Origin of the sequence: Trinickia soli, assembly GCF_002879855.1 — a bacterium.
Lineage (GTDB): Bacteria > Pseudomonadota > Gammaproteobacteria > Burkholderiales > Burkholderiaceae > Trinickia > Trinickia soli.
On the sequence record NZ_PNYB01000017.1, the window covers coordinates 80736 to 106753 of the forward strand.

Below are 26018 nucleotides of genomic sequence, written 5' to 3' on the forward strand. Positions count from 1 at the left end.
GACTTTACACACTGTTACCCGGCGCCCGCGTACAGGCGATTGGGCTTTCCCTATACTCCGAAGCACAAAGAATCATTTGCGCTCCTCGGCGCTCAATCGACACCGACAATTCCAATGAAACACCTCACGCAACGCAAAACCGTCCTGCTCGCTTCGCTCGTCGCCGTCTCCGCTGTGTCGCTGTCCGGATGCATCGCAACGAGTCCGTACGGGGCCTATGGTTCGCAGCCGCAATACGCGCAACCGGCCTACGCTCAGCCGAGCTACGCGCAACCCACGTATACGCCGCCGCCCCCGCCGCCTGAAGGCTACTACGCTCAACCGGGCGGGTATGGCGAACAGTACGGCACCGTGGCGGGTATTCGTCCCATCGGTGGACCGACGAGCCCTTCGGGCGTTGCCGGGACGCTCGTCGGCGCAGTCGTGGGAGGCGTCCTGGGCAATCAGATCGGCCGCGGACACGGTCGCGACGCGGCCACGGTCATCGGTGCGCTCGGCGGTGCGGTGGCCGGCAATCAGATCGGACAAAACATGGGGCAACCGTCGGGCTACCGTGTCGACATCCAATTGAACGACGGCACGATGCGCTCGTTCGATATGCAAACGCCGGGCGATCTGCGGCCTGGCGATCGCGTCCGCGTCGACGGCAATCAAATCTCGCGCTATTGACGACACCGGACCGGCACAGCGCGGCCGGTCCGACCCTCTACCTCGGAACGTCCCACTCAGAACCGATGAACCAAGCCGACGCCAACGCCGATCTGGCTGCGCGTCGATGACGGATTGCCGCTGAAGCCGTCGCCGATCGATGCGGTCGCGTCGACCACCGCCCCGTTGTTCAACGTCTGCCCGCTCGCGTGCTGGTACGCTTGCGCCGCATACAGGCCCGTGCGCTTGGACAGCGCGTAGTACTGCGTCAGCGTGAACTGTTGATACCGGGCGCCGTTCGTCGCTCCGTTCGCCTTCGTCGCGCGCGTGTACGCATAGCCCGCACCGAAATCCCACGCGGCCGCCGGCTTGAAGTGCAGCACTGCGCCCAACGTGTTGAAGATCGCCGTATCGCGGAACGTCGAGTTTGCGCCCGGAATGTACTGCACGTTCGAATACGATGCGGTCACTTCCCACGCTGGCGAGAACTTGTAGCCCGCCGTTACCGCGACGCGCTGCTGCGCCTGCGCCGTGACGTAGCCGTTGTTGATCGCGGACACTGCCGTTTGCGCGCCGCCGTTCGAGGTGGTCGAGTACGCGCCCCACGCACCGCCGCCCGAGGTGGAATTGTTGATGCGCTGGAACGCCGCGCCGATTCCGAACGGCCCGCTCAAATACTGCAGGCCCGCGCTCCATGTCGAGCCCGCATTGAGGCTCCCCGGTTCGCCGCCGAACGCATACGAGGCGCCGAACGTCAGGCCGTGAAATGACGGCGACAGATAGACCAATGAGTTATTGACGCGATAGAGCGAGTCGAGCGAATCGATATCGCCCGGGTGCGCGCCGAAGTACCCCGTGAGCCACGTGGTCGGACTGTACGGGGCAAGCAGCGTGTAGTACGCCGTATATTGTCGGCCCGCAGTGAGCGTGCCGTACGCCGCGTTGGTCACACCGACCCACGCCTGCCGCGTAAAAAGCCCACCCGTGTATTGCGACGCGCCGTTCGTGCCGGCGAAGCCCGACTCGAGCGTGAAGATCGCTTTCGAACCGCCGCCCAAATCTTCCGAGCCCTTGAGCCCGAAACGGTCGCCCAACCAAACGCCCGTCGACATCTTCACGAGCGAGTGTCCCTGCGCCGAGGAACCCAGTGTCGTGCCGTTGTTTTGATACGCAAGGCCATTGTCGACGACGCCGTACAGCGTGACGCTGTTCTGTGCGCTTGCGACATGGGCCACCAACCCCGTTACGGCCACGATGGCCACCGTTGTTTTTCTCATCGTTTCTCCTTTGTTTTACTTAGTAGTACTAATTAAATTATCGATGCCAAAAAAAGCATGCAGAACCCGCGCAGCGGGTGCGGGCCAAAGCGGCGCCGCACCCGCCAACGCGAAGTGTCAGGCCATCGAGGTCCGGCCTTGTTTCACAGGCTCGCCCGGTTCGGCGATCGGTTCGATGCGCCCCATCACGAACACGAAGGAGACGATGCCGATCACGAGAATGACGCCTGCAATCAGGAACGCGTTGGTGAACGAGTTGGTTGCACCAACGATGAAGCCCGTCACGACGGGAGCGGCGCCCCCCATCAGATTGTTGACGAAGTTCATGATGCCGCCGACCGTGCCGACGCCGCCCCGCGGCGCGATCAGCGACGGCAGCGACCAGCCGACAGGCGCCGCCGCGGCGAGTCCGCCCAACGCGATCGAAATCCAGACGATCGCCCACATCGGATTGGTCGTGAGCGTCGCACCGAATACGGCGAGACCCAACACCATGCCGCAGACGAGCACGGCCTTACGCACACGCGTTTCGTCGTGACCGCGTGCGATGAGGTGATCGATCAGCCAGCCGCCGACGATGAGATCGGACAGCGTCGCGACCGCCCACGGAATCGCAGCGAAGCCGGCGGATTTGAGGATGCTCATGTGCATCGTCTGCACCAGGTATCCCGGCAACCACGTAAGGAACAGATAGAACGAGTACCCGTAGGCGGCAAAGCCGATCGTGAGGCCCCACACTTTCGACTTCTTCAGCAGATAGCCGAGCATGGAGAACGCGCTCGCGCTGGCCGCACCTTCAGGCGTTGCGCCGCCTTCTACGATGTAGCGGTGCTCGGCCTCCGAGAGCTTCGCATCCTGGCTGGGATCGCGATAGATGAAGAAGAACGCGACGAAGTACGCGAAGCTCAGCAATGCCGTCACGCCGAAACCCCAGCGCCAGCCCATGCCGACCACGACCACGGCGACGAGCGGCACCCCGATCACATTGGAAAACTTCGCGGCGGCATCGAACACGGCCGTGGCGAGCGCGCGTTCCTTGCGAGGGAACCAATAGCCCGTTGCCTTGGAACTGACGGGAAAACCCGGCGCTTCCGCAATGCCGAGCATCGCACGCGCGGCGAAAATGCCGCCGAAGCCGCTCGCAAATGCAGTAACTGCCGACGCCGCCGCCCAGAGGAACGAGCCCCACCGACCGAGACGCGTCACGCCAAAGCGGTCGAGAACGATGCCCGCCGGCACTTGCAGCAGCGCATAAGGCCAGAAAAAGGCGCTGAACAGCAGGCCCATTTCGGCGGGAGAAAGATTGAACGCTGCCTTGAGTTGCGGCGCCGCGACCGACAGGTTGATGCGGTCGAAGTAGTTGATGAGCACACCTACGCCCAGCAACACGCCCATTACCCAACGTCGCTTGGCGATGCGTTGCCCTGCTGTCGATGCCATTGTCGTCTCCTCTAGTAGGTCGAATTGGTTTGATGAATCTGCGAAACGCGATGGTTCGCACCAGCCCCTAAGACAGCGCTATCTTTCGTGAACGAGCGACATTGGCCCAAGTCCGCCGCCACAGCCGGAACCGCAACCGGGCCCTGCATGTGCCAATCGATCGCCTCTTCGACGATCGCATCGAGCGGCCGCGTCGCATCGACCCTCAGGGTTCTGGCCTCCGCCAGCGGCGCTTCGAGATCGGCGAATTGACTCGCAACGAGCGAGTTCGGCATGAAGTGGCCGCTGCGTTGGCCGACCCGCTTCACCGCTTCGTCCGGAGGCAAATCGAGGAAGACGAAAACGGTCGTCGAACAGCCGCCCCGCAGCCGGTCGCGGTAGCGCCGTTTGAGCGCCGAGCACGCGAGCACGACACGTTCGCCCCGCTCTTGTGCGTCCTTCAACTCGGCCGCGAGGCGGTCGAGCCAGCTCCATCGATCGGCGTCGACGAGCCCGATGCCGCGCCGCATCTTGTCCACGTTGGCCGCGCAATGAAACGCGTCCCCCTCGACGAACCGCGCGCCAAGACGCGCAGCCACGGCGTGCGCGACACTCGATTTCCCGCAACCCGCAACGCCCATCACGACGATAGGCGATCCTGTCTCGTCCATCGATTCGGTTCCCTTTCCTTGAGATAGCGCTATCTTTGCATCTTCAAATAAAGACGGTCGTGGACCGCCTGCGTGTCTCATCCGCCCCCGATTCACATACAATACCGAAGTTTGCCCGACGGCCGAGACAGCGCTATCCTAGTTCAGTTATGACGACCCCGACACCCAGGAAAACCCGCGGCACCGGCCGTCCGACGCTCGAAGAGGTCGCTCGGCGCGCCGGTGTGAGCACGATCACGGCTTCGCGCGCGCTGCGCGGCCTGAGTTCGGTGGGGCCCGAGTACGTCGATCGGGTTCGGGCGGCCGCGCGGGAGTTGAATTACGTGGCCAATGCGGCCGCGCGCGCACTTGCCCGCGCGCAAAGCGACACCGTGGCCGTGCTCGTCCCGTCGCTGACGAACAACGTGTTCACTGATGTCGTGGAAGCGATCCATACCGTGCTGCGGCCGCACGGCATCGAGATCCTGATCGGCAACTCGCATTACCTGCGCGACGAGGAGGAAGACCTCATTCGTCACTACCTCGCGTCGCCGCCCATGGGGATGATCGTCACGGGCTTCGATCGAACCGAAGCTGCGCGCCGTCTCATCGATGCGAGCGGCGTGCCGTGCGTGCATATGATGGAGCTCGCCAATGCGCAGAACGTCTATTGCGTGGGCTTCTCGCAAGAGGACGCCGGCGACGCCGTTGCCAGGCATCTGATCGAACGGGGCTGCCGCCACAACGCGTTCGTCGCGGCCCAGCTCGATACGCGGATGCTGCAGCGGGGCGAAGGCTATCGCCGCGCGCTGCAACGCGCCGGCATGCATGAATCCGATCTCGAGATTCTGACGCCCGCGCCGTCGTCGGTCGGCCTGGGGTGCGAGTTGTTCCGGCAGCTCATGACGCGCCGCCCCGATGTCGACGGCATCTTCCTCGGTAACGACGACCTCGCACAGGGTGCGCTGTTCGAAGCGCGGCGCATGAATATCCGCGTACCGGAAGATGTCGCGATTGTCGGCTTCAACGATCTGGCCGGCGCCGCCGATTGCGTGCCACGGCTCACGACCGTGCGCACGCCACGCGCCGAAATGGGCCGCACGGCTGCGCACCTGCTGCTGTCGCTGATTCGACAAGAGACGGTGACGTCCACGATGATCGATCTCGGGTTCGAACTCGTGATCCGCGAAAGCGCTTAAGCGCCTGAACGCCCAGGCACCCAGGCGCGAACCGCTTCGATCGAATCGTCGCGCAATCGCCGCCCGATATCAGGCGACGCTGCGCAGCGCGTCGCGCACCGTTGAAAAGATCTGTTCGATCTGGCGCTCTTCGATGATCAGCGGCGGCGAAAACGCGAGGATGTCGCCCGTGTACCGCACGAGGACGCCTGCCTCGAAGCACTTGAGGAACACGTCATAGGCACGCGCCCCCGGCGCACCGGCGCGCAACTCGAGCTCGACGCCGGCCACCAGCCCCAGGTTTCGAATGTCCTTCACATGCGCAGCGCCACGCAACTCATGCACGGCATCCTCGAACGCACCGGACAACTCCTTGGCGCGCTCGAACAGACGGTCGCGTTTGTAGATATCCAGCGTGGCGATGGCCGCGGCCGCCGCAGCGGGGTGCGCCGTGTAGGTGTAACCGTGGAAGAACTCGATCGCGTTCGCCGCGCCGGCGTTGATCACCGCGTCATGCACCGCGCGGCTGGCCGCGACGGCGCCCATCGGCACGGCCGCATTGTTGATGGCTTTCGCCATGGTCAGGAGGTCCGGCGTCACGCCGAAATACGCGCTTGCCGTGGGTGCGCCCAGGCGCCCGAAGCCCGTGATGACTTCGTCGAAAATCAACAGAATGCCGTGTTTCGTGCAAAGCTCGCGTAGCCGTTCGAGGTAGCCCTTCGGCGGAACGAGGACGCCTGTCGATCCAGCCAGCGGTTCGACGATCACCGCGGCGATAGTCGAAGCATCGTGCAGCGCGACGAGCCGTTCGAGTTCATCCGCGAGGTGCGCCCCCCAGGTGGGCTGACCGCGTGTGAACCCCGCTTCGGCGATGTTCAGCGTATGAGGCAGATGGTCCACGTGCGGCATCAGATTGCCGGAAAACGTCTTGCGGTTCGCGGCAATGCCGCCGACCGAAATGCCGCCGAAGCCCACGCCGTGATAACCGCGCTCGCGGCCGATAAAGCGCGTGCGCTGCCCTTCGCCGCGCGCACGATGATAGGCCAGCGCGATCTTCAAGGCCGTATCGACCGATTCCGAGCCCGAATTCGTGAAGAAGATCCGGTCGAGACCCGCAGGCATGAGCTCGGCCACCTTCGTCGCCGCTTCGAATGCAAGCGGATGGCCCATTTGGAACGTCGGCGCGAAATCCATCGTGTCGAGTTGCTCCGCCACGGCCTTCGTGATTTCCGAACGGCCGTGACCGGCGTTCACGCACCAAAGCCCCGCTGTCGCATCCAAAACAGTACGGTCGTCGACCGTCGTGTAATACATGCCCTTGGCGGCCTTGAACATGCGCGGGGCGGCCTTGAATTGCCGGTTCGCCGTAAACGGCATCCAGAAGTTCGAGAGATCGGGGCTGGCGGGTGGCATGCTCATGAGTTGACTCTCCTTGAATATGGCGCCAACTGTATCGGTTTCGCACGCTACAATCACTGGACAGCCTGAAGCAAACGGGCAAACCGTGCTGATATTTTCTTCCCCACTGTATTGAAATGTTCACGCTGAAGCTCTCTCGTTCTCGCAAGTACGAGGGCACGCTGGTCGATCAGATCGTCTCGTCGATCCAGGAAGAATTGCGGCACGGCACCTATCCAGCCGGAACGGCGTTGCCGTCGATCCGTGCGTTTGCAAAAGCGCATAGCCTCAGCACCTACACCGTATCGGAGGCGTATCAGCGCCTGGTTTCGCTGGGGCTGCTGATCGCACGCGCCGGGGCGGGCTACCGCGTCGCCACGCCGCCGGCCCAGGCGCCCGTTGCGCCCGGTCGGAGCGCCCCAAGCCTGAACGCGGCATGGCTCTTATCGGATGTATTCGCCGATCAGACGGTACCCATCAAGGCAGGTTGCGGATGGATTCCGAACGATTGGGTCAACGAGAGCGGCATTCAGCACGCGCTGCGCGTGGTCAGCCGGGTGCCGGGCTCGCGCATCGGCGGATATGGCCATCCCTACGGGTTCGGGGCGTTGCGAGAGCTCATTGCCGATGCACTGCGCAAATATGGACTCTCGGTCGGCACGGCCGAAGTGCTCATGACGCAGGGCGTCACGCAGGCATTGGATCTCGTGGTTCGCACCTTGCTGGCGCCGGGCGATACCGTCCTCGTCGAAGATCCCTGCTACTGCAACCTGCTTCAAATCCTGAAGGTTGCATTCGTCAAGGTCGTCAGCGTGCGTCGCACGCGCGAAGGAATCGACAACGAGCAGCTCGAAGAACTCGTCAAGCGGCACCGGCCCAAGGGCATTTTCATCAATACGGTGCTGCAGAATCCGTCGGGCGCATCGTTTGGTGCGCAGTCGGCATTTCGCCTGTTGCAGATTGCCGATCGCGAAGGGTTGTGGGTGGTCGAAGACGATATCTCGCGCGCCCTCGCCCCCGCAGGCGCGCCGTGCCTCGCAGCAATGGAAGGGCTGCGCAGGGTCATTTATCTTTCGGGCTTTTCAAAGACGATCACGCCGGCGATGCGCGTAGGGTATATCGCGGCCAGCCGCGACTTGATTTCCCGTTTTGCGCTGACCAAGATGGCCGTGGGCCTCACTTCCTCGGAGATCACCGAACGGGCTGTCGCAAACATCCTGATCGACGGCCACTACGACCGCCACGCCGCTCATATCCGGGAGCGGCTGTTCAATGCGCACAGCCGCGTGACGCAAGCCATGACCGACGCCGGTCTCGAGCTGTTTCACACGCCGAACGCCGGGCTGTTCCTATGGGCGAAGCTGCCGATCGCGCCCGCAGACAGCATTGCCGTGGCGAACGATGCGCTGAGCAAGGGAATCTGGCTTGCGCCGGGCTCCTACTTCCGCCCGGACGAAAAAGCGTCGGAATGGTTCAGATTCAACGCAGCGACATCGGACGTTCCGGCCCTATGGACGTTTATGAAGGGGCTCGCGCGCCGCGGCGTTCGCTAGTCGTCGTCAGCCTTTTTCTTTTGCGGCAAAAAGAATTGCCCCTTGCCTGAGAAATCGCTTGACCGATCCTTCCGTACCACGTAAAGTTCGCTTCACTAGTCTTCAAGAAGCGCGATTGCTGCTCATCATTAACCGCAAAGTGCGGTATTCGTTGTCCTCTCCCTCCTTGATTATTTTCGTGTCCGCTCACGTAGTGGCGCATTTTCTTATTTCTGCTCATTGAAGGATTTTCATGGATACCGGTATCGTCAAGTGGTTCAACGACAGCAAGGGTTTTGGTTTCATTTCGCCGGACAACGGCAAGGATGACCTGTTCGCACATTTCTCCGAAATTCGCGCAGACGGCTTCCGCACCCTCGTCGAGGGTCAACGCGTAAGCTTCGAAACGAAGCAAGGCCCGAAGGGTCTGCAAGCGTCCAACATCCAGCCCCTCTGATTCCCCTCAGATACTCTCTGCTGCGACAAAGACAATCCGCTGCAACGCGTCAATCGTCTTTGTCCCGGCGGCGCATTTTCGCGTCGCCGGACTATCTGCACGCATTTCCCCCGATTTATCGCACACTGCCGGGCAGGACGGTCGCTGACCGTCCTGCCCGGCCGTGCGCGCATCTCATCGCTCATTCGACTCAGTCATTGGAGAATCATTTTGGCTAAAGAAGAATTACTGGAACTGGACGGCGTGGTCGACGAGGTTTTGCCCGACAGCCGCTATCGCGTCACGCTGGAGAACGGCGCCATCGTCGCCGCGTATGCGTCCGGCCGCTTGCGGAAGAACCATATCCGCATTCTCGCGGGCGATCGCGTCCGACTCGAATTGTCGCTTTACGATTTGACGAAAGGCCGCATCAACTACCGGCACAAGGACGAGCGAGCCACGGCTTCCGCCTCCCGGTCGCATTTTCATCGGCGCTGATTCTCAGTCCGTCCGCGTGTATCCGGTCAGCGATCGGCGGACGGCGCATCACTCACGCCGCGCTGCAAAGTTGGCAGCCGCCGGCAGGCCGCATCGAACACGGCCCCAAACCATCCGCCAGCCTCCTCCGGCCAACCCCATCGAATCCCTACGCGCGACCTGCCCGTGCCGAACGCGCACGCCAGACGGCGCAACCCCGGTCTAAAGGTCTCACGCATTTTGCCGATATTTCAATGAGGGGATATCAGCGCGGCCGCATCGCCCGGGACCTTACAACAGCATCGCGCCGCCCACTCGCGCCCTTTGTCGGGGGTATGCCGGCTCTCGCTCGTTCGCGCATTTTTACCGTTCAATGTCATTCAGCCTGCCCTTCGATGTTCTGCGCTCCGCGGCGCGGTGGTGGCGGCGTGCCGTGCGTACGGACCGCCGGCTGCCCGTCACCGTGCTGCTCGTGCTCGCGGGCCTCGCCATGTTCGCGTTCGGCGTCGGGTATACGCTGACCTGGCGCGAGCATTGGGATGAGGCCACAGCGCGCGCCCTCGCCACGCGCAATGACATAGACACCCTGCAAACGCTGTATTTGCGAGCCAACGCCGACTTCCTTCAGGGCCTCGGCACAGCGCGCCGCGCGTCGTTCGCCTGGCCGGTAGCGCGCGTCGGCTCGGCGGTCGCGTGCTTTCGCAGGCTCGAAGCGAGCTACGCGCGCGACGCAAGCAACGCCGCCAGCGCTGAAATGGTCCTGCAGCTGCGCAAAGAAACCGCTCAGTGGGAGTGGCTGCTGGCCGATATTGCCGTCAACGCTCGCATGGCCGATGGCCGCGCATCCGTCGACAGCGCGCAGCTATTGGAAGCAAATCGCTTACTCGCGAACATCGCCGCACAGCTGGGTGCGCTGCGCGACGCTCAAACGAAAATCCTGCGTTCGGGGTCCGATCAAAACAGTCGGAACATCGAAATCGAAGGCATCGGCCTGGCGCTTACGGCCCTCGTCGCCTGCGCCCTGCTGAGCTATGCGTTCGTCGCGCACTATCGCGCCGGACTCGCCCGGCAGCGCGTGCGGCTCCTTGCCGCCGAAAACGAAGATCGATTTCGCAAGTACTTCGATTATCACGCGCTTCCCATGCTGATCTTCGATGTCGATTCACTCGACATCATCACGGCAAATCGTGCGGCCGGCGTGCAGTACGGACATACGCACGATGAACTGTGTGCGCTCAACATGTCGTCGCTGTATGCGCCCGCCGACATGTCCGCGTTTTTGCAAGAGCTGCGCACGGTGCAGGCGACGGGCACCTGTAGCGGGAATGCCGGGGTATGCCGGCACCTGCATCGCGATGGCAGCCCCCTTTACGTGGAGCTGTCGTATCACTTCCTGACCTATGCGAAGCGTGATGCGTGCTTCATCACGGCGGTCGATGTCACCGCGAGAAAGAATGCGGAATTTGCGCTGACGCTGCGCAGCCGGGCACTTGCCGCAATCGGCAACGGCGTCCTGATCTCTCGCGCCACCGAACGGGGACACGTCATCGAGTATGTCAATCCCGCTTTCGAGAAGATCACCGGCTATACGCGCGCGCAGGTCCTCGGCCATGACTACGCCCGCCTGAGCCAGGACAGCGTGAACCGGAAACTGTTCAAGCAGATACATGACGCGTTGGCCAATCGCCGTGAAACGAACACGTTGCTGCAAAGCCGACGCGCCGACGGCACGTCGTTCTGGGGTCAGCTTCATATCGCGCAGGTGCGAGACGAACGCGACGCGCTGACATACCACATCTGCGTGGTCAGCGACCTCACGGAGCTCGTCGATTCCCGCGATCGCCTGATCAAACTCGCGCGCCGCGACGCGCTGACCGGGCTGCCGAATCGAGTCACGCTGCGCGAACTGATGGAACAGGCCATCGAAGAAGAGAGCGCGTTCGCGTTGCTGTTCATGGACCTCGATCGCTTCAAAGACATCAACGACAGCCTGGGCCACGGCGCCGGCGATCGATTGCTGCGCGAGGCGGCTCAACGGATCTCTGCGTGCCTGGGCGAGGACGGCGTCGCGACGCGTTATGGCGGCGACGAGTTCGTTGCCATGCTCGCGCGCCCGTACGAGCATGGGCGATTGGCCATGTTGCTGGAGCGCGTGGCGCGTGCCTTCGACATGCCCTTCCAGATCGACGACGTCCAACTGCGTGTGGAGATGAGCATCGGCTTGGCCTGCTACCCCGGCGATGGCGCCGACGCCGAGACGTTGCTCAAGCATGCAGACCTCGCGATGTATCACGCCAAAGCATGCGGCCGGAACAACGTCGAACGCTTTCAGCCCACTTTGGCGCAGGCTGCAGATCGACGCATCGCGCTCTCGCGCTTGCTGCACGACGCGCTCGAACAAAACAGCTTCGAACTGGCCTATCAACCGCAGGTCGACCTGCGCACGCAGCGCGTGACGGGCGTCGAAGCGCTGATACGCTGGCACGATCCGGCCATCGGCACAGTCAGCCCCGCCACTTTCATCCCGCTCGCGGAAGAGATCGGCCTGATCGGCGCCATCGGCGAATGGGTGTTGCTGACGGCTTGCACCCAGGCCAGGCAATGGGAGCATGCGCTGCCCGATTTGCGGATGTCCGTCAATGTCTCGCCGCGTCAGCTCGCACGCGGCGATTTCTGCGACGTGGTCGCACGCGTGCTCGCGTCGACGGGGCTTGCCGCACATCGGCTCGAACTGGAGATAACGGAGGGTGCGCTCGTCGCGCCCGGCGCGCTGCCGACGTTGCGTGCGCTCAGCGAAATGGGTCTATCGATTGCGATCGACGATTTCGGAACGGGATACTCGAGCCTGTCCTATCTCCGGTCGTTCCATGCAGACCGGTTGAAGATCGACCTGTCGTTTGTCCGTGGCATCGGTACGAGCAGTGCGGATGAAGCGATTATCCGGGCAATCCTCGCCCTTGCCGACAGTCTCGGCTTCGAGACCGTCGCCGAAGGCGTCGAGCAGACCGCGCAATTGGCGTTCCTGGTCGATCACGGCTGCGCCGTCGTGCAGGGCTATCATTTTTCAGCGGCGTTGCCAGCCGATGAGATCCCCGCCTGTATCGAGCGACTATCGGCGCAATGGCCGAGCGCGCAGCCGGCCTGCGCTCCGGTGCCGTTGCGCTAACCCGCCAGCGTCAGGAACGACGCCTGATGCGTGTTGCAGCGAACGCGTTCGGCGTTCGGCTATCCACAGCCATCCCTTCGCGTCGAAGCAAGCACCGCGGGTCCGCCGCAGCCTCGAACCTCATCTACGCCGACCTCTGCCCCGCCAACGTGTAAACTGCGACTCTTTGACTTTTCGTCGTATGGAGCACGCACCTCAGCGCACTGCCTTCAGCGGTCCGGCCCTGATCCGCTTACTGGCGCGTCTGACCGACGCCGAGGTTTCCGACCCCAAACAGTCGCTCGCGGACCGTCTGAGCCAATGGCTCGCCTGGACCGACGCGATCAAGCTGTCCTCCGCACTGAACGGCAATCCGCCCGCGACGGCCGCCGGGGCGCCAGCCAACCTCGGCGCCGCGGAGAAGGAATGCGCGCGCGTTCGCAGCGCGTTGGCCAATGCGATCGCCAACGACAGCACGTTCGCGGCCATCAGGCCGCGCGGGGCAGCCATGGAGCCATCCGCGGCGGACGACCCGGTCGATTCCTCAGTGCTGCGTCAGCGCTATCTCTTCCTGCAGCGCGAGATGGAAACGGCCATCGGCCACTTGCGCGAGCGGCTGCGCGTCACCTTGGCCGCCCAAACGCCTGGCATGGCGAAGCTGGCCATGGTGGACGCCGTCATGGAGCGTGCGCTGGCCCCGCGCGAGCAGAGTCTGCTGGCGGCCCTGCCCAGGCTCATGACGACGCACTTCGAGCGTTTGCGTCGACAAGCTCAGCAAGCGCCGGGCGACGCGCAGGCGACGGAAGTCACGGCGAAGCATGCGCCCTGCCCCTGGCTGGACACGTTCCGCAAGGATATGCAAAGCGTGCTGCTTGCCGAAATGGAAGTTCGTTTTCAACCGGTCGAAGGATTGCTCGCCGCCCTTCGCACTAGCTAACCGGGACACTATGTCCAGACATTTGAACAACGTATTGGTTTTCGTGGCGGGTCTTGCCGCCGTGTGCTGGGTCGGCGTGGGTTACGTCGGCTCCAATCCGCTCGCGCTGCTCGTCACGATGTTGATTGCCGCCTGCTACCTCGCAGGCGCCCTCGAACTGCAGTGCTACAGTCAGGCCACATCGAGCTTGACGCGCATGATCAACGGTCTCGCGAGCCCGCCGCGCAACCTGCCCGACTGCCTCGACCCGCTGCATCCGAGCTTGCGCAACGCGGTGCGCCTTCGCATCGAGGGCGAACGCGTGGCGCTGCCGGGGCCCGCGCTGACACCGTATCTCGTCGGCCTGCTCGTGCTGCTCGGTATGCTCGGCACGCTGCTCGGCATGGCAGCCACTTTGCGCGGCACCGGGCTCGCGCTCGAAAGCGCAACGGACATCGATGCGATCCGCGCGTCGCTATCCGCGCCGGTCAAGGGGCTGGGCTTTGCGTTCGGCACGTCGATCGCGGGCGTGGCGACATCCGCCATGCTCGGCCTGCTTTCGACGTTGTGCAAACGTGAACGGATTCAAGCCGCGCAACAGCTCGACGTGAAGATCGCCACCACATTGCGCACGTATTCGCGAACGTATCAGCGGGAGGAAACCTTCAAACTCCTGCAACGGCAGGCGGAAACGATGCCCGCGCTCGTCGATCGATTGCAAGCGATGATGGCGACGATCGAGCAGCAGAGCCTCACCTCGGGGGAACGGCAACTCGCACGTCAGGACGCGTTTCATCGCGAAGTCGAGACCGCTTACACGCGGCTCGCCGCATCTGTCGAGCAGTCGTTGAAACGTACCGTCACCGACAGCGCGCGGGCAGCCGGCGCGGCGCTGCAGCCCGTCATGGAAGCGACAATGGCGGGACTCTCGCGCGAAACAGCCACGTTGCATAGTGCAGTGACGCAGGCTGTCGAGCGGCAGCTCGATGCACTATCGGCCGGTTTCGAGGCGACGACGCACACGGTGGCGGACGTCTGGCGCGAGGCACTCGCGCAACAAGGCAGGTCGAGCGAGGCGCTCACCCAACGCCTCGATACATCGCTCGCCCGCTTCACCGAAACGTTCGAACAACGCTCGTCGACCCTGCTGCAAGAGATCGCCACGCGTCTGGCAGCGACGTCGGGCAGCATGTCGGCCGCGTGGGCCGAGGCGCTGTCGCGGCAAGATCGCGTGAATGAAACGCTGGCCGATCGCAATCGAGACGCGCTGGCGGCGGCCGCCGCGACATTCGAACAACATGCCAATGCACTGCTGCACAGCGTCGGCGAATCGCACGCGCAGTTGCAGGCGCGATTGTCGTCGCACGATGAGCAGCGGCTGGCCACCTGGAACGAAACGCTCGCTTCGATCGTCGCCAGGTTGAGCAACGAGTGGGAACAGGCCGGGATGCGCACGAGCAGCCGGCAGCAAGAGATCTGCGACACGCTCGCGCAGACAGCGCGCGAGATATCGGCCGATACGCAAGCGCGCACGAGCGAAACGATCGCCGAGATCGGCCGACTCGTGGATGCCGCTGCGCAAGCGCCGCGGGCTGCCGCCGAAGTCGTTGCCGAACTGCGTCAGAAACTTTCCGACAGCATGGTGCGCGATACGGCGATGCTCGAAGAACGCAGCCGCCTGCTCGCCACGCTCGAAACCTTGCTCGACGCAGTCAACCATGCCAGCACCGAGCAACGAACGGCAGTCGATGCATTGGTCGCGACTTCGGCGAATCTGCTCGATCGCGTCGGCACGCAATTCGCCGAGAAGGTCGAAGGCGAAACGTCGAAGCTCACGGCCGTTGCGGCCCAAGTCACGGGCAGCTCCATCGAAGTCGCGAGCCTGGGCGAAGCATTCGGGCTGGCCGTACAGCTGTTCGGCGAATCCAACCGGGAATTGATGGCCCATTTGCAGCGCATCGAAGCCGCGCTCGACAAATCGCTTGCGCGCAGCGACGAACAACTTGCCTACTACGTGGCTCAGGCGAAAGAAGTCATCGACCTCAGCATGCTGTCGCAGAAGCAGGTCATTGAAGATCTGCAACAGCTCGCCGGGCAGCGGCAGTCAGCCGGAGCCCAGGCAGCATGATGAGCGAGGAAATCGACGGCGCACTCGACGATGCGGCGCCGGTATGGCCCGCCTTCGGCGATCTGATGTCGGTACTGCTTGGCGCCTTCATGCTGATCCTGGTGGGCGTGATTGGCGCGCAGTTGGATCTGTCGACCAAGCTTGCGAAAGAGGTCAGGCAACGACAAATGGAGACGCAGCGCCGTCAGGCGTTGGAGCATGCGCTCGCAGGTCCGCTGGCGGCCGGTCGCGTGACGCTCGTGAACGGACGCATCGGCATTCGAGGCAGCGTGTTGTTCGCGCTGAATTCCGATCAGCTTCAGCCCGAAGGTCGGGAGGTATTGAAGAGCCTGGCCGGCCCGCTATCGAGCTATCTCGGCGCTCGCGATGAGATTCTGATGGTGAGCGGCTTTACCGACGACCGGCAGGTACGCGGCGGCAACCGCAGCTTCGCGGACAACTGGGAGCTGTCGGCGCAACGGGCATTGACCGTCACGCGCGCGCTGATCGATGCCGGGGTGCCCGCCTCGTCCGTGTTTGCGGCCGCGTTCGGCTCGCAGCAACCTGTCAGCTCGAATACCGACGAGGAAGGACGCGCGAAAAATCGGCGGGTCGAAATCGCGCCCGTTCCACGGCCCTCGTCCGCCACGGCATCCCATGAGTAACGAAGCAAGCCGCGCGCATGCAATGCTCGACGCCTGGCGCGAGCAAGGCGCCGATCGCGTAGATCCGGTCCGCTTTCGCTTTATCGAAGCGATGGCGCGGCGCGCCGTTGGCCACAACGGCGAAGTGCAACGGGTTTTGGAAAACAAGCTGTCCGAACTGATCCGGCTCTACAGCGACGCCGTTGCAAACGCCGAGCCGAAAGCCGGCGAAAGCGCAAATGCAAATGCAAATGCAAATGCAAATGCAAATGCAAACGCAAATGCAAACGCAAATGCAAACGAAACGCTTCGACACAAGCCGCCTCGCAGTTCGCTTGGCGCGCTGACCGATTACATTGCAAGTCATGCGCGAGCGGCGTGCGGCGACAGTCATGGAACGAAGCGAATTACGCCTCAACCTTCGGCCTATCCTGAACTGCCGGTGCTCGACGACTTCAGAGAGATCTGGTCCAGGCTCAGCACTCAGCGACAGCTTCGACAGTCGCTTGCACAAGTGCCTGGCAATGCAGGCCCGCTCAATTCGAGCAGCCTCGTGCATCGTTCGCTGTCGCTGATGCAGGCGGTCTCGCCCGGGTATCTGCAGCAGTTCCTATCGTATGTCGACGCGTTGTCGTGGATGGAGCAAATGCATGCAATCCTACCGGCGGACAAACCGTCGGCGCGCCCCGGCAAGAGCGGTGACGTTTCGAAGAAAGCGCGCCGCGGCCCGGCAACCAAATGAAGTCGGTACAGCCACGCGTGGCGCCGCGATCGTGTTGATTGCTCTCAACGATTAATCGAGTGCGTGGGTGAACGCACGATGCCGGTCCCCTTGTCGGGTATTCCCGATACAGCGTTAAGTCCGCCCATCCTATAGTCAGAAGTACCCGAGTCATGAGCACTCGACCTAGGGGCCGGCAACTTCATCAGCAGTGCGATCCTCGTTGCCCGGTGAGGAGACCGGAATGAACGAGCAAAACTACGCGATGCGTCGGCGCGTGCTGAGATCGCTGGCGGCGGGCGGAATGGCGGCCGTTGCGGGCGCATGGTCGCATGTAGCGCGCGCCGCCGATGTGGTGACGCTGCCGTTCGAGAATGGCCTGCGTCCGCTGACGAACGCATTCCCGCAAAAGGGCGAAATGCTGCTCCTGCGCAGCCGCCCGCCGTTGCTCGAAACGCCATTCGAGGTATTCGACGAAGGCGTGTTCACGCCGAACGACCGCTTCTTCGTGCGCTGGCATCTGGCCGACATTCCCACGCAAATCGACGCGCGCACCTTTCGGGTAAGGGTACGCGGCGCCGTCGATCGCGAACTCGACCTCGGGCTTCGCGAAATCATGCATGACTTCGAGCGCGTCGAACTGGCCGCCGTCAACCAATGCGCCGGGAATTCACGAGGTTTTTTCAAACCGCGCGTGGCGGGAGGCGAATGGGGAAACGGCGCCATGGGCAATGCGCTCTGGACCGGCGTGCGCCTCAAGGATATTTTGAATCGAGCGGGCGTCAAGGCCGGCGCACTCGAGGTCCGATTCAACGGTCTCGATGCGGGCGTCGTGTCGGCCACGCCCGATTTCATCAAGACGCTGAGCGTCGATCATGCGCGCGACGGCGAAGTCATGGTCGCGTTCGGTATGAATGGCCAACCTCTACCGCTACTGAACGGCTTCCCGCTACGTCTTGTCGTGCCCGGCTGGTATTCGACGTATTGGATGAAGATGCTCAATGACATCGAAGTCATCGAAACATCCGATCGAAACTTCTGGATGGCCAAGGCCTATCAGATCCCCGACACGCCGCATGCGAGCGTATCGCCGCAAGAGAAGGCATTCAAAACCGTCGCCATCAACCGGATGGTGCCGAGATCGTTCTTCACGAACCTCAGCAATGGGTCGGTCGTCGACGTCGCCGCTCGTCGCATCGTGCGCGGCATCGCCTTCGGCGGAGATAAAGGCGTGCGCGAGGTTCGCTTTTCCTCTGACAACGGCGCAACGTGGACCACGGCGCAACTGGGCCGCGACGTTGGCACGTATGGTTTTCGTCGCTGGGAAGCGCCCTTTGTACCTCGCCAAGCCGGCCAACATACGCTGAAGGTCATGGCGATCAATACCGACGGCGTCGCCCAGCCGACTACGCCAAACTGGAATCCGGGCGGCTATATGCGCAACGAAGTGGAAGCCATCACGGTCGTCGCGGCGTGAGGAGAGCGTTGTGAAACCTTCATCGTCAGCCGTCATCTTGCATGCGGGCTTGATCAGTCTCGTTGCCTCTTGTGTTGGTGCGATCGGTCCGGCGCTAGCCGCAGGCCCAGCCAAGCCCACGTCCCAGGCAGTCATGCACACGGTACAGGTTGCGATGCCCCCGGGCGCAACGGCATTTGCACCGGGCCCCGGTTCCGATCTCGCCAATCGGCATTGCGTGACATGCCATTCGACCGGCATGGTGCTGCGCCAGCCACCGCTTTCGTTCGACGAATGGAAGGCGGAAGTCGCGAAGATGCGCGCCGTCTACGGCGCGCCGCTTCCCGCGGACGACATCGAGGCCATTGCGCGATACCTGACCGCGATCAACGGCAGACAGTGACGCGCCCGGCATCGACAGCCGGGACGACGAACTGAAATACAGCGCCAGAAGGCGCATTGGCGCTGGCCCGGAGCCATCCTCCGTGGGCCTCGACGATCGAACGGCAAATCGACAATCCCATCCCCATGCCGCCGCTCTTGGACGTGTAGAACGGCTCGAACAGGCGCTCGAAGTCGTCGACCGCCAAGCCCAAGCCCGGCCCCGAATCGGACACCGTGACGAGCACGCCACCCGCGTCATCGCTGGAGGTGCTGACGGTCAATTCTCTCGGCCTGTTCGCAACCGCGCTCATGGCCTCCACGGCATTCATGATCAGGTTCAGCATCACTTGTTGGAGTGCGACGCGATCGCCTGCCACGACAGGCACGTCCTCTGCGAACTGCGTCCGCGCGCAGATGCCGTGCTTCACGATCTCCCCGCGCATGAGCGTGATGACCTCGTCGATCGCCTCGTTGATGGACAGGCTCTCCATCGACGGCGGGGCTTTCTTGACGAGGCCGTGAATCCGGTTCGTCACTTCGCTCGCGCGCTTCATGTCCTTGTTGATGCGATCGAACGCTTGCCGTACCTCTTCCAGATTGGGTGGTTGAGCGCGCAACCACAGCAGCCCGGCTTGAGCATTGGTGGCCGTCGCCGCGATCGGCTGCTTGATCTCATGGCTGATGGAAGCCGTGAGCTGCCCCATCGTCGTGACGCGGTTCGCATGCGCCAGCGCCATTTGAACCTCGCGGTAACGCCGCTCGCTCTCGCGCAGCTCGGCTTCGGCACGCTTTTGTTCCGTGATGTCGCGCGAGATGCCAAGCAGGAACCGCGGCTCGCCGCGCATATCGACAATCGGGATCTTCATCGTGTGGACCACGCGCGGCCCGTGACGCGTATGAACCGGCTCCTCTGGAATATTGACCATCTGTCGGGACTCGAGCACGTCGCGATCGTTCAGGTCGAAGAATTCAGCTTCCCGCGCCGGAAAAAGGTCGTGGACAGACCTGCCGATCAGCTCCTCGCGCGGATAGCCGAGCAGTTGCTCGCCGGCCTTGTTCAAGCGCACGAAGCGCAGGCTCTGCGCATCCTTGACGAATATCATGTCTGGGATATTTTCGACGATGCTGTCCAGGAAGTGCTCGCTCGCCCGCGCGGCTTCCTCGGCATGCTGTCGCTCGACGATTTCGGCCTTCAGGCCAGAAAGTGCCGACCTCAGCTCGGCCGTGCGCTGCGCAACGCGGGCCTCCAATTCGACGTTGAGTTCCTTCAACGCATCCTCGGCCTGCCTGCGCTGGCGTCGATCTTCCAGGAATTGCTCGACTGCCCGCGCCATATCGGCAATCTCATCGCGGCCGCGCACCGGCACGCCGGCTTGCAGGGGGTCGGCATCGCCGTGGCGCAGCGAGCGACTGACGCTGCGCAGCCGCCCCACAACGTGGCGCCCCAGGAACACGTGGGCGATCAACCAGGCCAGCAGCAGGCTCACGGCAACTTCGCCGATAATCCATTCGCGCGTGTGATCTGTCTCGTCGGCCAACTGCTCGACCGCGCGGCGATATTCGCGTGTGAAATTATCCGACTGCTCTCGCGCCGCGGCAGCCAGAACGATGGCTTGGCGGCTTAAATCCGGGGCCAGGCTGCCCAGCGACGCGGCCTGATGCGTTGCGGCGCCCGCGGTCAGCGCAGCTTCCCGCACTTGCGCCTCGATGTTCACCGTATTGCGAAAGCGCTGGCTCGACCGGTGCAGCGCCAGCGCGTCGACGCCGACTTCACCGCTGGCCGAAGGTGCCGACGCCAAGCGGTCGACGAGGCCATCGAAGAGCGCCAGGTGGGCGATCAGTTTGCGTTGCGTCTCGCGCACGGCGTCGACGGTTTCGTCGCGCGACAATTGAAGCGACATGCGTTCGATCGCCATCGTTTGCTGCGCCAGATCCTGTGCGTCCTGCAAGCGCGCCAGCCGGACTTCCGCCAATTGGCGCAGCGCATGGGTCGATCGGCTCAACGAGTAGAGGGTGGTCGCGCCGACCGCGATCACCAGGGCAACCAGACACGAGGCAACGAGCGCGAATTGGGCGGCGAGCGACTGCGGAAGCGGTAATTTCACGGGCCTTGCCAGATGCGGCGGTAAATGTCGCGATAACCGTTGGCGGGATCGTAGCGCAACTGCGCGCCGCCGTCCGTGGCGAGGTTCGCCGCCGTCACGAGATGCACCGGAAAAACGTAGTCCGTCACGCGCTGCCTCGCCAAGAGCCGGTTCATCTCGTCGATCAACTGCCAACCGTGCAAGTTGAGCGGCTCGGCCACCGTGGCGGTCTGAAACGTGCCCGCCCGAATCCGCAGAAAGGCGGACTCGCTGCCGTCGCCCGCGGAAAGCATGGTCATCGCTGCGTTTGGCATCGCGGCCTCGGTCAAGACCGGGACGGCGTAGTCGAAGTAAATGTCGTTGATGGCGAGCGCATAGGTCCAACGCTTTCCATAGCGCTCGAGCAACGCGCTGGTCTCGCCCGGCATCAGTTCTTCGCAGCGCGAGATCGCGATGTCCCGTACTTCAAGCAACGTGCAGGCGCCGCATTTGCGCACGACGGCAGCCATTTCATCCGACTTGTCCCGCGCGACCTGAAAATTGGAGTCGGTGAAGATGACGACGCCGGCGTGACCGCCGGATTGTACGATGGCCGCGAGCGCAGTGACGCGCGCCACTTCGAGCGGGTCCGTCGACACGTTCATCGCCACGGGTGTGCCCGGCACCGCACCCGCCCGCGAGGCGACGTGCCAGCCGACGATCGGAATGCCGCGTTCGGCGAACGGTTGCAGCCCGGCCGTCAGCGCGTGGGCGTCGCCGCCGACGAGAACCAACCCGTCAGGACGGCTCGCCAGCGCATTCGAAAGCATTTTCAATCTGAGGTCCGGCGCGCCCGCGGCGTCGAATATCGTCGCGCTCCAGCCGATGATCTTGGCTGCCTCGACCAGGCCGTCGATGACGCCAAGAATGCCGCCGTTGCGCAAGTCCTCGGCGACGACGGCGATGCGTTTTCCCGATTGGGCGCGCGGTCCGTCGCGTGGCCCGCTCCAGGCGATGGCCGATCGCTCCGCGGCGGCGACGACGCGCCTCGCCTCAGCCAGATAGCGCTCGTTGTCGGCAACGGGCACGCCCGCGAGCGAAACTTCCGACGAAGCTTGTGCGGCGGCAACCGAAAGCGCGCACGCGAGCACCGATACCCAACCCAGAAGCAAACCTCTCATACCGCGCCTCACCGCCCCGGCGGAAACGATCGACCATGATTGACGAGGGCGCTCGAATGCGGCGTGCAGCATAACGACGCGAACGATGCACCACCGCCCATCATGGCGCCTGTCAGCCGCCTACCGTGAGGAGGACTTACCCTGACGACAGCGCCGCGAATCCGGCCGTGAAAACGTCATGATAAGCGATGGGCCGTGCGGCGCTACGCGGTGAACCCCGCATTTCATGCGTCCGAAGAACCTGCCCCAGCGCACTGCGCGGGCGTAAAATGGCCTTCGGCACCAATCGCGTGCATCCTCAAACATCAGATGAAAGCACCGACACTCCCACCGGGAGAGTGATGGGATGAACCTCGATTCCAATCAAACAGGGGCGGCCGACGCGACCGGAGACAAGCTGCCGGTCGTCTACATCCTGGACGACGACGAAGGGATGCGGCTCGCGCTCAGCAGCCTCTTTCGCTCGATCGGGTTGCGCGTCGAAATGTTCGAAACGTCGCAGGCGTTCCTTGCATTCCCGAAACACGACGCGCCGAGTTGCCTCGTGCTCGACGTAAGATTGCGCGGCGAGAGCGGCCTCTCGTTTCAGGACCAGTTGGCGAGAGACGGGCTGCGCATGCCGATCGTGTTCATGACAGGCCATGGCGACATTGCGATGTCGGTGAAAGCGATGAAAGCGGGTGCCGTCAATTTCTTCGCCAAGCCGTTTCGTGAGCAGGACATGCTGGATGCCGTCGCCGATGCGTTGGCGCGCGACAGCGAGCGTCTCGCCGCCGAGCGATCGATCGCCACGCTGCGCGAGTCCTATGCCTCGCTGACGCCGCGCGAACGCGAAGTCATGGGGTTTGTCGTAACGGGCATGCTGAACAAGCAGATCGCCTCGGCCATGAACCTCAGCGAAATCACCGTCAAGATTCATCGCGGGCAAGTCATGAAAAAGATGGGCGCCCGCTCGGTGGCCGACCTCGTCAGAAAGGCGGAAGCGCTGCAGGTCAAACCCCAACCGCCCGCCCCGAACGTCACATCAGGCTCAGCGCGACCTTGAGCCAATGCTCCATCGCCTGCGCATCGAGCGGTTTTTCGACAACGGCGAGCACACCGTTCGCGCCGACCTTCGCGCACAACCCGGGCGTCGGAAACGCCGTAACGAAAATGGTCGGGATCGTATAGCCGAGTTGCACCAGACGATCGTTCATCGCCGCCCCTGACATACCCGACATGCGTTCGTCGGAGATCACGCAGATCGTATCGGCCAGATCCGCGCACGCCAGGAATTCCTCGGCCGACGCGAATACGCGTGCCTGCCAGCCTATTGAGCGAACCAGGCTCGCGACGGCCAAGCGGACGGCCTCGTCGTCGTCGACGATGGAAATGGTTCGGCCGATACTCATGCGGCTCTCCTCGCTGCGTCGCCCGACTTCGGACATTCGGAGAGACATCCAGCGCGCGTTCATGAAGGCAGTCTAGGCCGCTACCGGCGAAACAGACACTATACGAACGTATCCCCCCCGCACCCTATACGAAAGGATGATCGGGTAGCACCATCATCCGAGGCAGACCACCTGATTGCAGATTTGAGCGTTACACAACGGTCATATATCGTGGATACATCACCGCTTGTGTGTGCGGCAGGGCCCGGAAATGAAGAGGTCAAGACCGAAATCCGGCATCCGATCGTTTGTTCCAGGGAGTGCCGCTGTGTTTTGTCGTTTCTTTCATCGAAGGGTGCCCATGTCGACTCAACCCAGGCGAGGCCGCGCTCGCCACTCAAGCAGCCACCGGCGGCATCGCTCGATCGTCATGCTGCGTGGTCGCGCTAGACCGGCTTTGCGAAGCAAGTTGCGAAGCCCCGCCGATTGGGTACCGCTCATGTGCGTGCTCTCCAATGGCCGTGCGGCCGATCGCATTTCGGTGCCCAAATGCTGACACTCGGATATACGTGCATGCCCGGCGTGTCGCGAAGTGATTCCTCGGATTCCTCGGCCAAGCGCGCGGCCGATTGCACGGTAAACGCCATACAGGACGTCGTGAGTCACTGGATTCATATTTCCACGCACGCTTACGATGAATACACGTTCGTGCCCTGGCTGAACAGAAGCGTATTCAGAAGGACCGTCGATCTGAGTCAGATCTGCATTCAATAACGGTGCCCATGCGCCCTTGCGCCCATAGCATCCCAACTGCCCCGCAAGCGCGGCGGTTGAAAGCGACGGGTGCGCAGCGAAGGGCATCGTCAACGCTGCGCCGGACTGCTCGTGATCGTCGCAATATCCACACCGATCCGTCCCGCGCCGCCCCGCCCGGCAAGCTGCTTCAAGCGTCCCTCGAGCGCGGCCAGATAGGCTGCGTGCGGTTCGATGTCAGGGCGCACCGTATCGAATAGCGGCTCGGACGTGACGACGAGCACGACCATCTCCGTCCCGAACGGTTTGCCGATGAGCCACTCCCCCCTGTCGCCGAGCGTCGCGGCATAGTGTGGAGGTGCCTGATTGTCTTTCTGGCGATGACTCGGCACGAGATGCACCACGTTCCCGTCGAGCGCGTAGTAGTCGACGTTGACGTACGAGTCAAAGCCCGGCGTGGTGAGATTGACGACCAGCGCACTTCCCTCGATCAACTTTCCATCCGGCGCCCGGGTTCTTATCGACGTGCCCGTCGCGAGGCTCCCCGCCTGATGCGTCGCGAGCCAGTAAGGCGCGAATGCGGACACCACATCGCAATTGATCGCGCTGACCGGTTGAAGGTCAAGGTTCAACGCGCGAGCCCCCGCGCCGACGACAGGCGCCAGTGCGGTACGTAGACGCCCGACACCCACGCCTTGCTCGACATAGCCGTTCAGCCGCAACGTAGCACCGTCGCGCGTCGCGGCGATCGCCGAGCACGGCTGCGCCGCAAGCACCGGCAAAACGGCCGGCAGCGACAGCGGCGCCGGCGACGTGCCCGCCCTCCATTCGCGATACCCAAAGCCAACGGCCATGAACGCAACGAGCGCGATGAGCACACCGGCCGCGACGCCTGCGCGCTTTGACAAATTGGCACCCGCCAAGACGCGGCCAGGCTCAGGCTGATCCGGCCGACTCGGCTGATCTGTCTGATTCGGCTTGGCCTGCCGCACGGGCTGCGTTTCCTGCGCGGGCTTCGACGCACGCGCAGGTGCGATGGGCTTCGCTGCACGAGGCGTCGCCGGTGTCGGCGGCGGCGCCGCCGGCGCGTGCAACGGCACGCCCATGCCTTCCAAAAACCGTGCAACGTCAGGCGTGCGCGTTGCACGATCGAGCGCCAGCGCCCCGCAAAGCGCCTTCCATTGCCGTCGGTCGAGCGCCTGCGGCCGCTCCGGTTGCCTGCGCGCAGCGCGTGCGTCGATGGAAGGCATGCGGTCGTAAGGATGGCGCCCCGTCAACAACTCATAGGTCACGCAGCCAAGCGCGTACACGTCGTCGCTAGGATCCGGTGCGCGATGCTCGAACATTTCGGGGCTCGCGTAAGCAGGCGTGATGCCGCCGAGCGTCGCCGGATCGAACACGGTCAGGTCGGCCTCTTCATCCGCACGTGTCAGCGCGCGCGCGATGCCGAAGTCGATCACCTTCACCTCGCCCGAATCGGTCAGGAACACGTTGGCCGGCTTGAAGTCGCAATGAACGAAGCCGCGCTCATGCGCGTAAGCCAGCGCCCGCCCCATCCCCGCGATGATCGGCCGCGCCTTCTCGTGAGGCATACCCGTGAAGCCGGGCTCGCGCAGCAACCTGCTCAGCGGCCGGCCCGCCAGGTACTCCATCGTGATGTAGACGTTCGGTCCGTCACGATCGAAATCGTAGACGGTCACGATATTGCGATGCGCGAGCGTCTGCGCCTTACGCGCTTCGCGTTGCAACGCGATGAGCGAGGTCGGCTGGCCGCGGAACTGCACGTTCAGTACTTTGATCGCAATGTAGGGCATGCGATCGGCCGCTTCGAGCTTGCGCAGATCGAGCGCCTTGTAGACCGTGCCCATACCGCCTACGCCGAGGCATTCCTCGAGCACGAAGCGTCCATTGAGCGTATCGCCGACGCCCTTCACCTGGGCCTGTGGATCGTCAGCCGCAGCGCGCATGGGCGGCACGGGCGTGGCCTGCACGCGCGTTTCGTCACTGAAGCGCTCAGGCGTGCCGCGGCATCGTTCGATGCGGCGCATGAGTTCGGCATAGACGGCCTCCGGCAGCGGGCATTTCGTCTGCGTTTCGTCCAACGTTTCGCGCAGCCGCTCGCAGTTGGAGCCGTCGATCGCAAGGGCGTGGTCGATCTGCGCGAAGAACGCCTCGTGCGAAAGCACACCTTTTTGGAAGGTCTGAATCAGTTCGGCAAGGCTCGTCATACGTGCGCCCCTGCGGCTCCGAACAACGCGCTTGC

21 protein-coding genes are annotated in these 26018 nt (G+C 63.3%); 13 read left to right on the top strand and 8 right to left on the bottom strand.

Going from position 1 to position 26018, the window contains the following annotated elements; translation table 11 throughout:
• The first annotated feature begins 114 nt into the window (after positions 1–114).
• The gene (locus C0Z19_RS19165; protein WP_102611412.1) at positions 115–669 is read left to right on the top strand and encodes an outer membrane lipoprotein; all 555 of its coding nucleotides are present in this window, start codon (positions 115–117) and stop codon (positions 667–669) included.
• 56 nt (positions 670–725) lie between these two features.
• Here the strand turns inward: C0Z19_RS19165 and C0Z19_RS19170 are convergent, their stop codons facing one another.
• The 3 genes from C0Z19_RS19170 to C0Z19_RS19180 all read right to left on the bottom strand — a co-directional run bounded on the left by C0Z19_RS19170 (position 726) and on the right by C0Z19_RS19180 (position 4015).
• Positions 726–1925 carry a porin gene (locus tag C0Z19_RS19170; RefSeq protein WP_102611413.1) on the bottom strand — a complete coding sequence of 400 codons (1200 nt, stop codon included), beginning with the start codon at positions 1923–1925 and terminating at the stop codon, positions 726–728.
• Positions 1926–2042: 117 nt separating this feature from the next.
• A complete protein-coding gene (locus C0Z19_RS19175; protein WP_102611414.1) occupies positions 2043–3365 on the bottom strand; it encodes an MFS transporter in 1323 nt (440 codons plus the stop codon).
• 11 nt (positions 3366–3376) lie between these two features.
• Positions 3377–4015: a gluconokinase gene (locus C0Z19_RS19180; RefSeq protein WP_102611415.1), complete on the bottom strand. Its 639-nt coding sequence runs from the start codon at positions 4013–4015 to the stop codon at positions 3377–3379.
• A gap of 149 nt (positions 4016–4164) precedes the next feature.
• On the opposite strand from C0Z19_RS19180, the gene gntR reads away from it, so the two are divergent.
• A complete protein-coding gene (gene gntR / locus C0Z19_RS19185) occupies positions 4165–5193 on the top strand; it encodes an HTH-type transcriptional regulator GntR (protein WP_102611416.1) in 1029 nt (342 codons plus the stop codon).
• Between the two features lie 69 nt (positions 5194–5262).
• Here the strand turns inward: gntR and aptA are convergent, their stop codons facing one another.
• A complete protein-coding gene (gene aptA, locus C0Z19_RS19190) occupies positions 5263–6591 on the bottom strand; it encodes an omega-aminotransferase AptA (RefSeq protein ID WP_102611417.1) in 1329 nt (442 codons plus the stop codon).
• A 116-nt stretch (positions 6592–6707) separates the two neighbouring features.
• On the opposite strand from aptA, the gene C0Z19_RS19195 reads away from it, so the two are divergent.
• From C0Z19_RS19195 to C0Z19_RS19240, 10 genes are all read left to right on the top strand, one after another.
• Positions 6708–8123, top strand: a complete 1416-nt coding sequence (locus tag C0Z19_RS19195) for an aminotransferase-like domain-containing protein (protein WP_102611418.1) — start codon at positions 6708–6710, stop codon at positions 8121–8123.
• Positions 8124–8355: 232 nt separating this feature from the next.
• Positions 8356–8559: a cold-shock protein gene (locus C0Z19_RS19200; protein WP_102611419.1), complete on the top strand. Its 204-nt coding sequence runs from the start codon at positions 8356–8358 to the stop codon at positions 8557–8559.
• A gap of 210 nt (positions 8560–8769) precedes the next feature.
• Complete coding sequence (gene infA / locus C0Z19_RS19205; protein ID WP_102611420.1) at positions 8770–9036, top strand: translation initiation factor IF-1; 267 nt, start codon at positions 8770–8772, stop codon at positions 9034–9036.
• 412 nt (positions 9037–9448) lie between these two features.
• On the top strand, positions 9449–12181 hold the full coding sequence (locus tag C0Z19_RS19210; RefSeq protein WP_233196206.1) for a putative bifunctional diguanylate cyclase/phosphodiesterase: 2733 nt from the start codon (positions 9449–9451) through the stop codon (positions 12179–12181).
• Positions 12182–12362: 181 nt separating this feature from the next.
• The gene (locus C0Z19_RS19215) at positions 12363–13097 is read left to right on the top strand and encodes a DUF3348 domain-containing protein (RefSeq protein WP_102611422.1); all 735 of its coding nucleotides are present in this window, start codon (positions 12363–12365) and stop codon (positions 13095–13097) included.
• A gap of 10 nt (positions 13098–13107) precedes the next feature.
• The gene (locus tag C0Z19_RS19220) at positions 13108–15204 is read left to right on the top strand and encodes a DUF802 domain-containing protein (protein WP_102611423.1); all 2097 of its coding nucleotides are present in this window, start codon (positions 13108–13110) and stop codon (positions 15202–15204) included.
• Complete coding sequence (locus C0Z19_RS19225; RefSeq protein ID WP_102611464.1) at positions 15204–15848, top strand: OmpA family protein; 645 nt, start codon at positions 15204–15206, stop codon at positions 15846–15848. Before C0Z19_RS19220 ends, C0Z19_RS19225 begins: the two co-directional genes overlap by 1 nt.
• Positions 15841–16569: a DUF2894 domain-containing protein gene (locus tag C0Z19_RS19230; protein WP_102611424.1), complete on the top strand. Its 729-nt coding sequence runs from the start codon at positions 15841–15843 to the stop codon at positions 16567–16569. The genes C0Z19_RS19225 and C0Z19_RS19230 overlap by 8 nt, the downstream gene beginning before the upstream one ends.
• A 223-nt stretch (positions 16570–16792) precedes the next feature.
• A complete protein-coding gene (locus C0Z19_RS19235) occupies positions 16793–18025 on the top strand; it encodes a molybdopterin-dependent oxidoreductase (RefSeq protein ID WP_102611425.1) in 1233 nt (410 codons plus the stop codon).
• Between the two features lie 10 nt (positions 18026–18035).
• Entirely contained in the window at positions 18036–18407 is a 372-nt protein-coding gene (locus tag C0Z19_RS19240) for a c-type cytochrome (RefSeq protein ID WP_233196207.1), read from the top strand.
• Here C0Z19_RS19240 and C0Z19_RS19245 read toward each other — a convergent pair.
• The gene (locus C0Z19_RS19245) at positions 18391–20493 is read right to left on the bottom strand and encodes an ATP-binding protein (RefSeq protein WP_102611426.1); all 2103 of its coding nucleotides are present in this window, start codon (positions 20491–20493) and stop codon (positions 18391–18393) included. The genes C0Z19_RS19240 and C0Z19_RS19245 overlap by 17 nt on opposite strands.
• Positions 20490–21632 (bottom strand): substrate-binding domain-containing protein, encoded by a 1143-nt coding sequence (locus C0Z19_RS19250; RefSeq protein ID WP_102611466.1) that lies wholly within the window; start codon positions 21630–21632, stop codon positions 20490–20492. The genes C0Z19_RS19245 and C0Z19_RS19250 overlap by 4 nt, the downstream gene beginning before the upstream one ends.
• A gap of 346 nt (positions 21633–21978) precedes the next feature.
• Here C0Z19_RS19250 and C0Z19_RS19255 point away from each other — a divergent pair, with 346 nt between their 5' ends.
• The gene (locus tag C0Z19_RS19255) at positions 21979–22677 is read left to right on the top strand and encodes a response regulator transcription factor (RefSeq protein ID WP_102611427.1); all 699 of its coding nucleotides are present in this window, start codon (positions 21979–21981) and stop codon (positions 22675–22677) included.
• On the opposite strand, the gene C0Z19_RS19260 is transcribed toward C0Z19_RS19255, so the two are convergent.
• Both C0Z19_RS19260 and C0Z19_RS19270 read right to left on the bottom strand, forming a co-directional pair.
• Positions 22652–23023, bottom strand: a complete 372-nt coding sequence (locus C0Z19_RS19260; RefSeq protein WP_102611467.1) for a response regulator transcription factor — start codon at positions 23021–23023, stop codon at positions 22652–22654. The genes C0Z19_RS19255 and C0Z19_RS19260 overlap by 26 nt on opposite strands.
• 842 nt (positions 23024–23865) lie before the next feature.
• The gene (locus tag C0Z19_RS19270) at positions 23866–25983 is read right to left on the bottom strand and encodes a serine/threonine protein kinase (RefSeq protein WP_102611429.1); all 2118 of its coding nucleotides are present in this window, start codon (positions 25981–25983) and stop codon (positions 23866–23868) included.
• Positions 25984–26018: the final 35 nt, after the last annotated feature.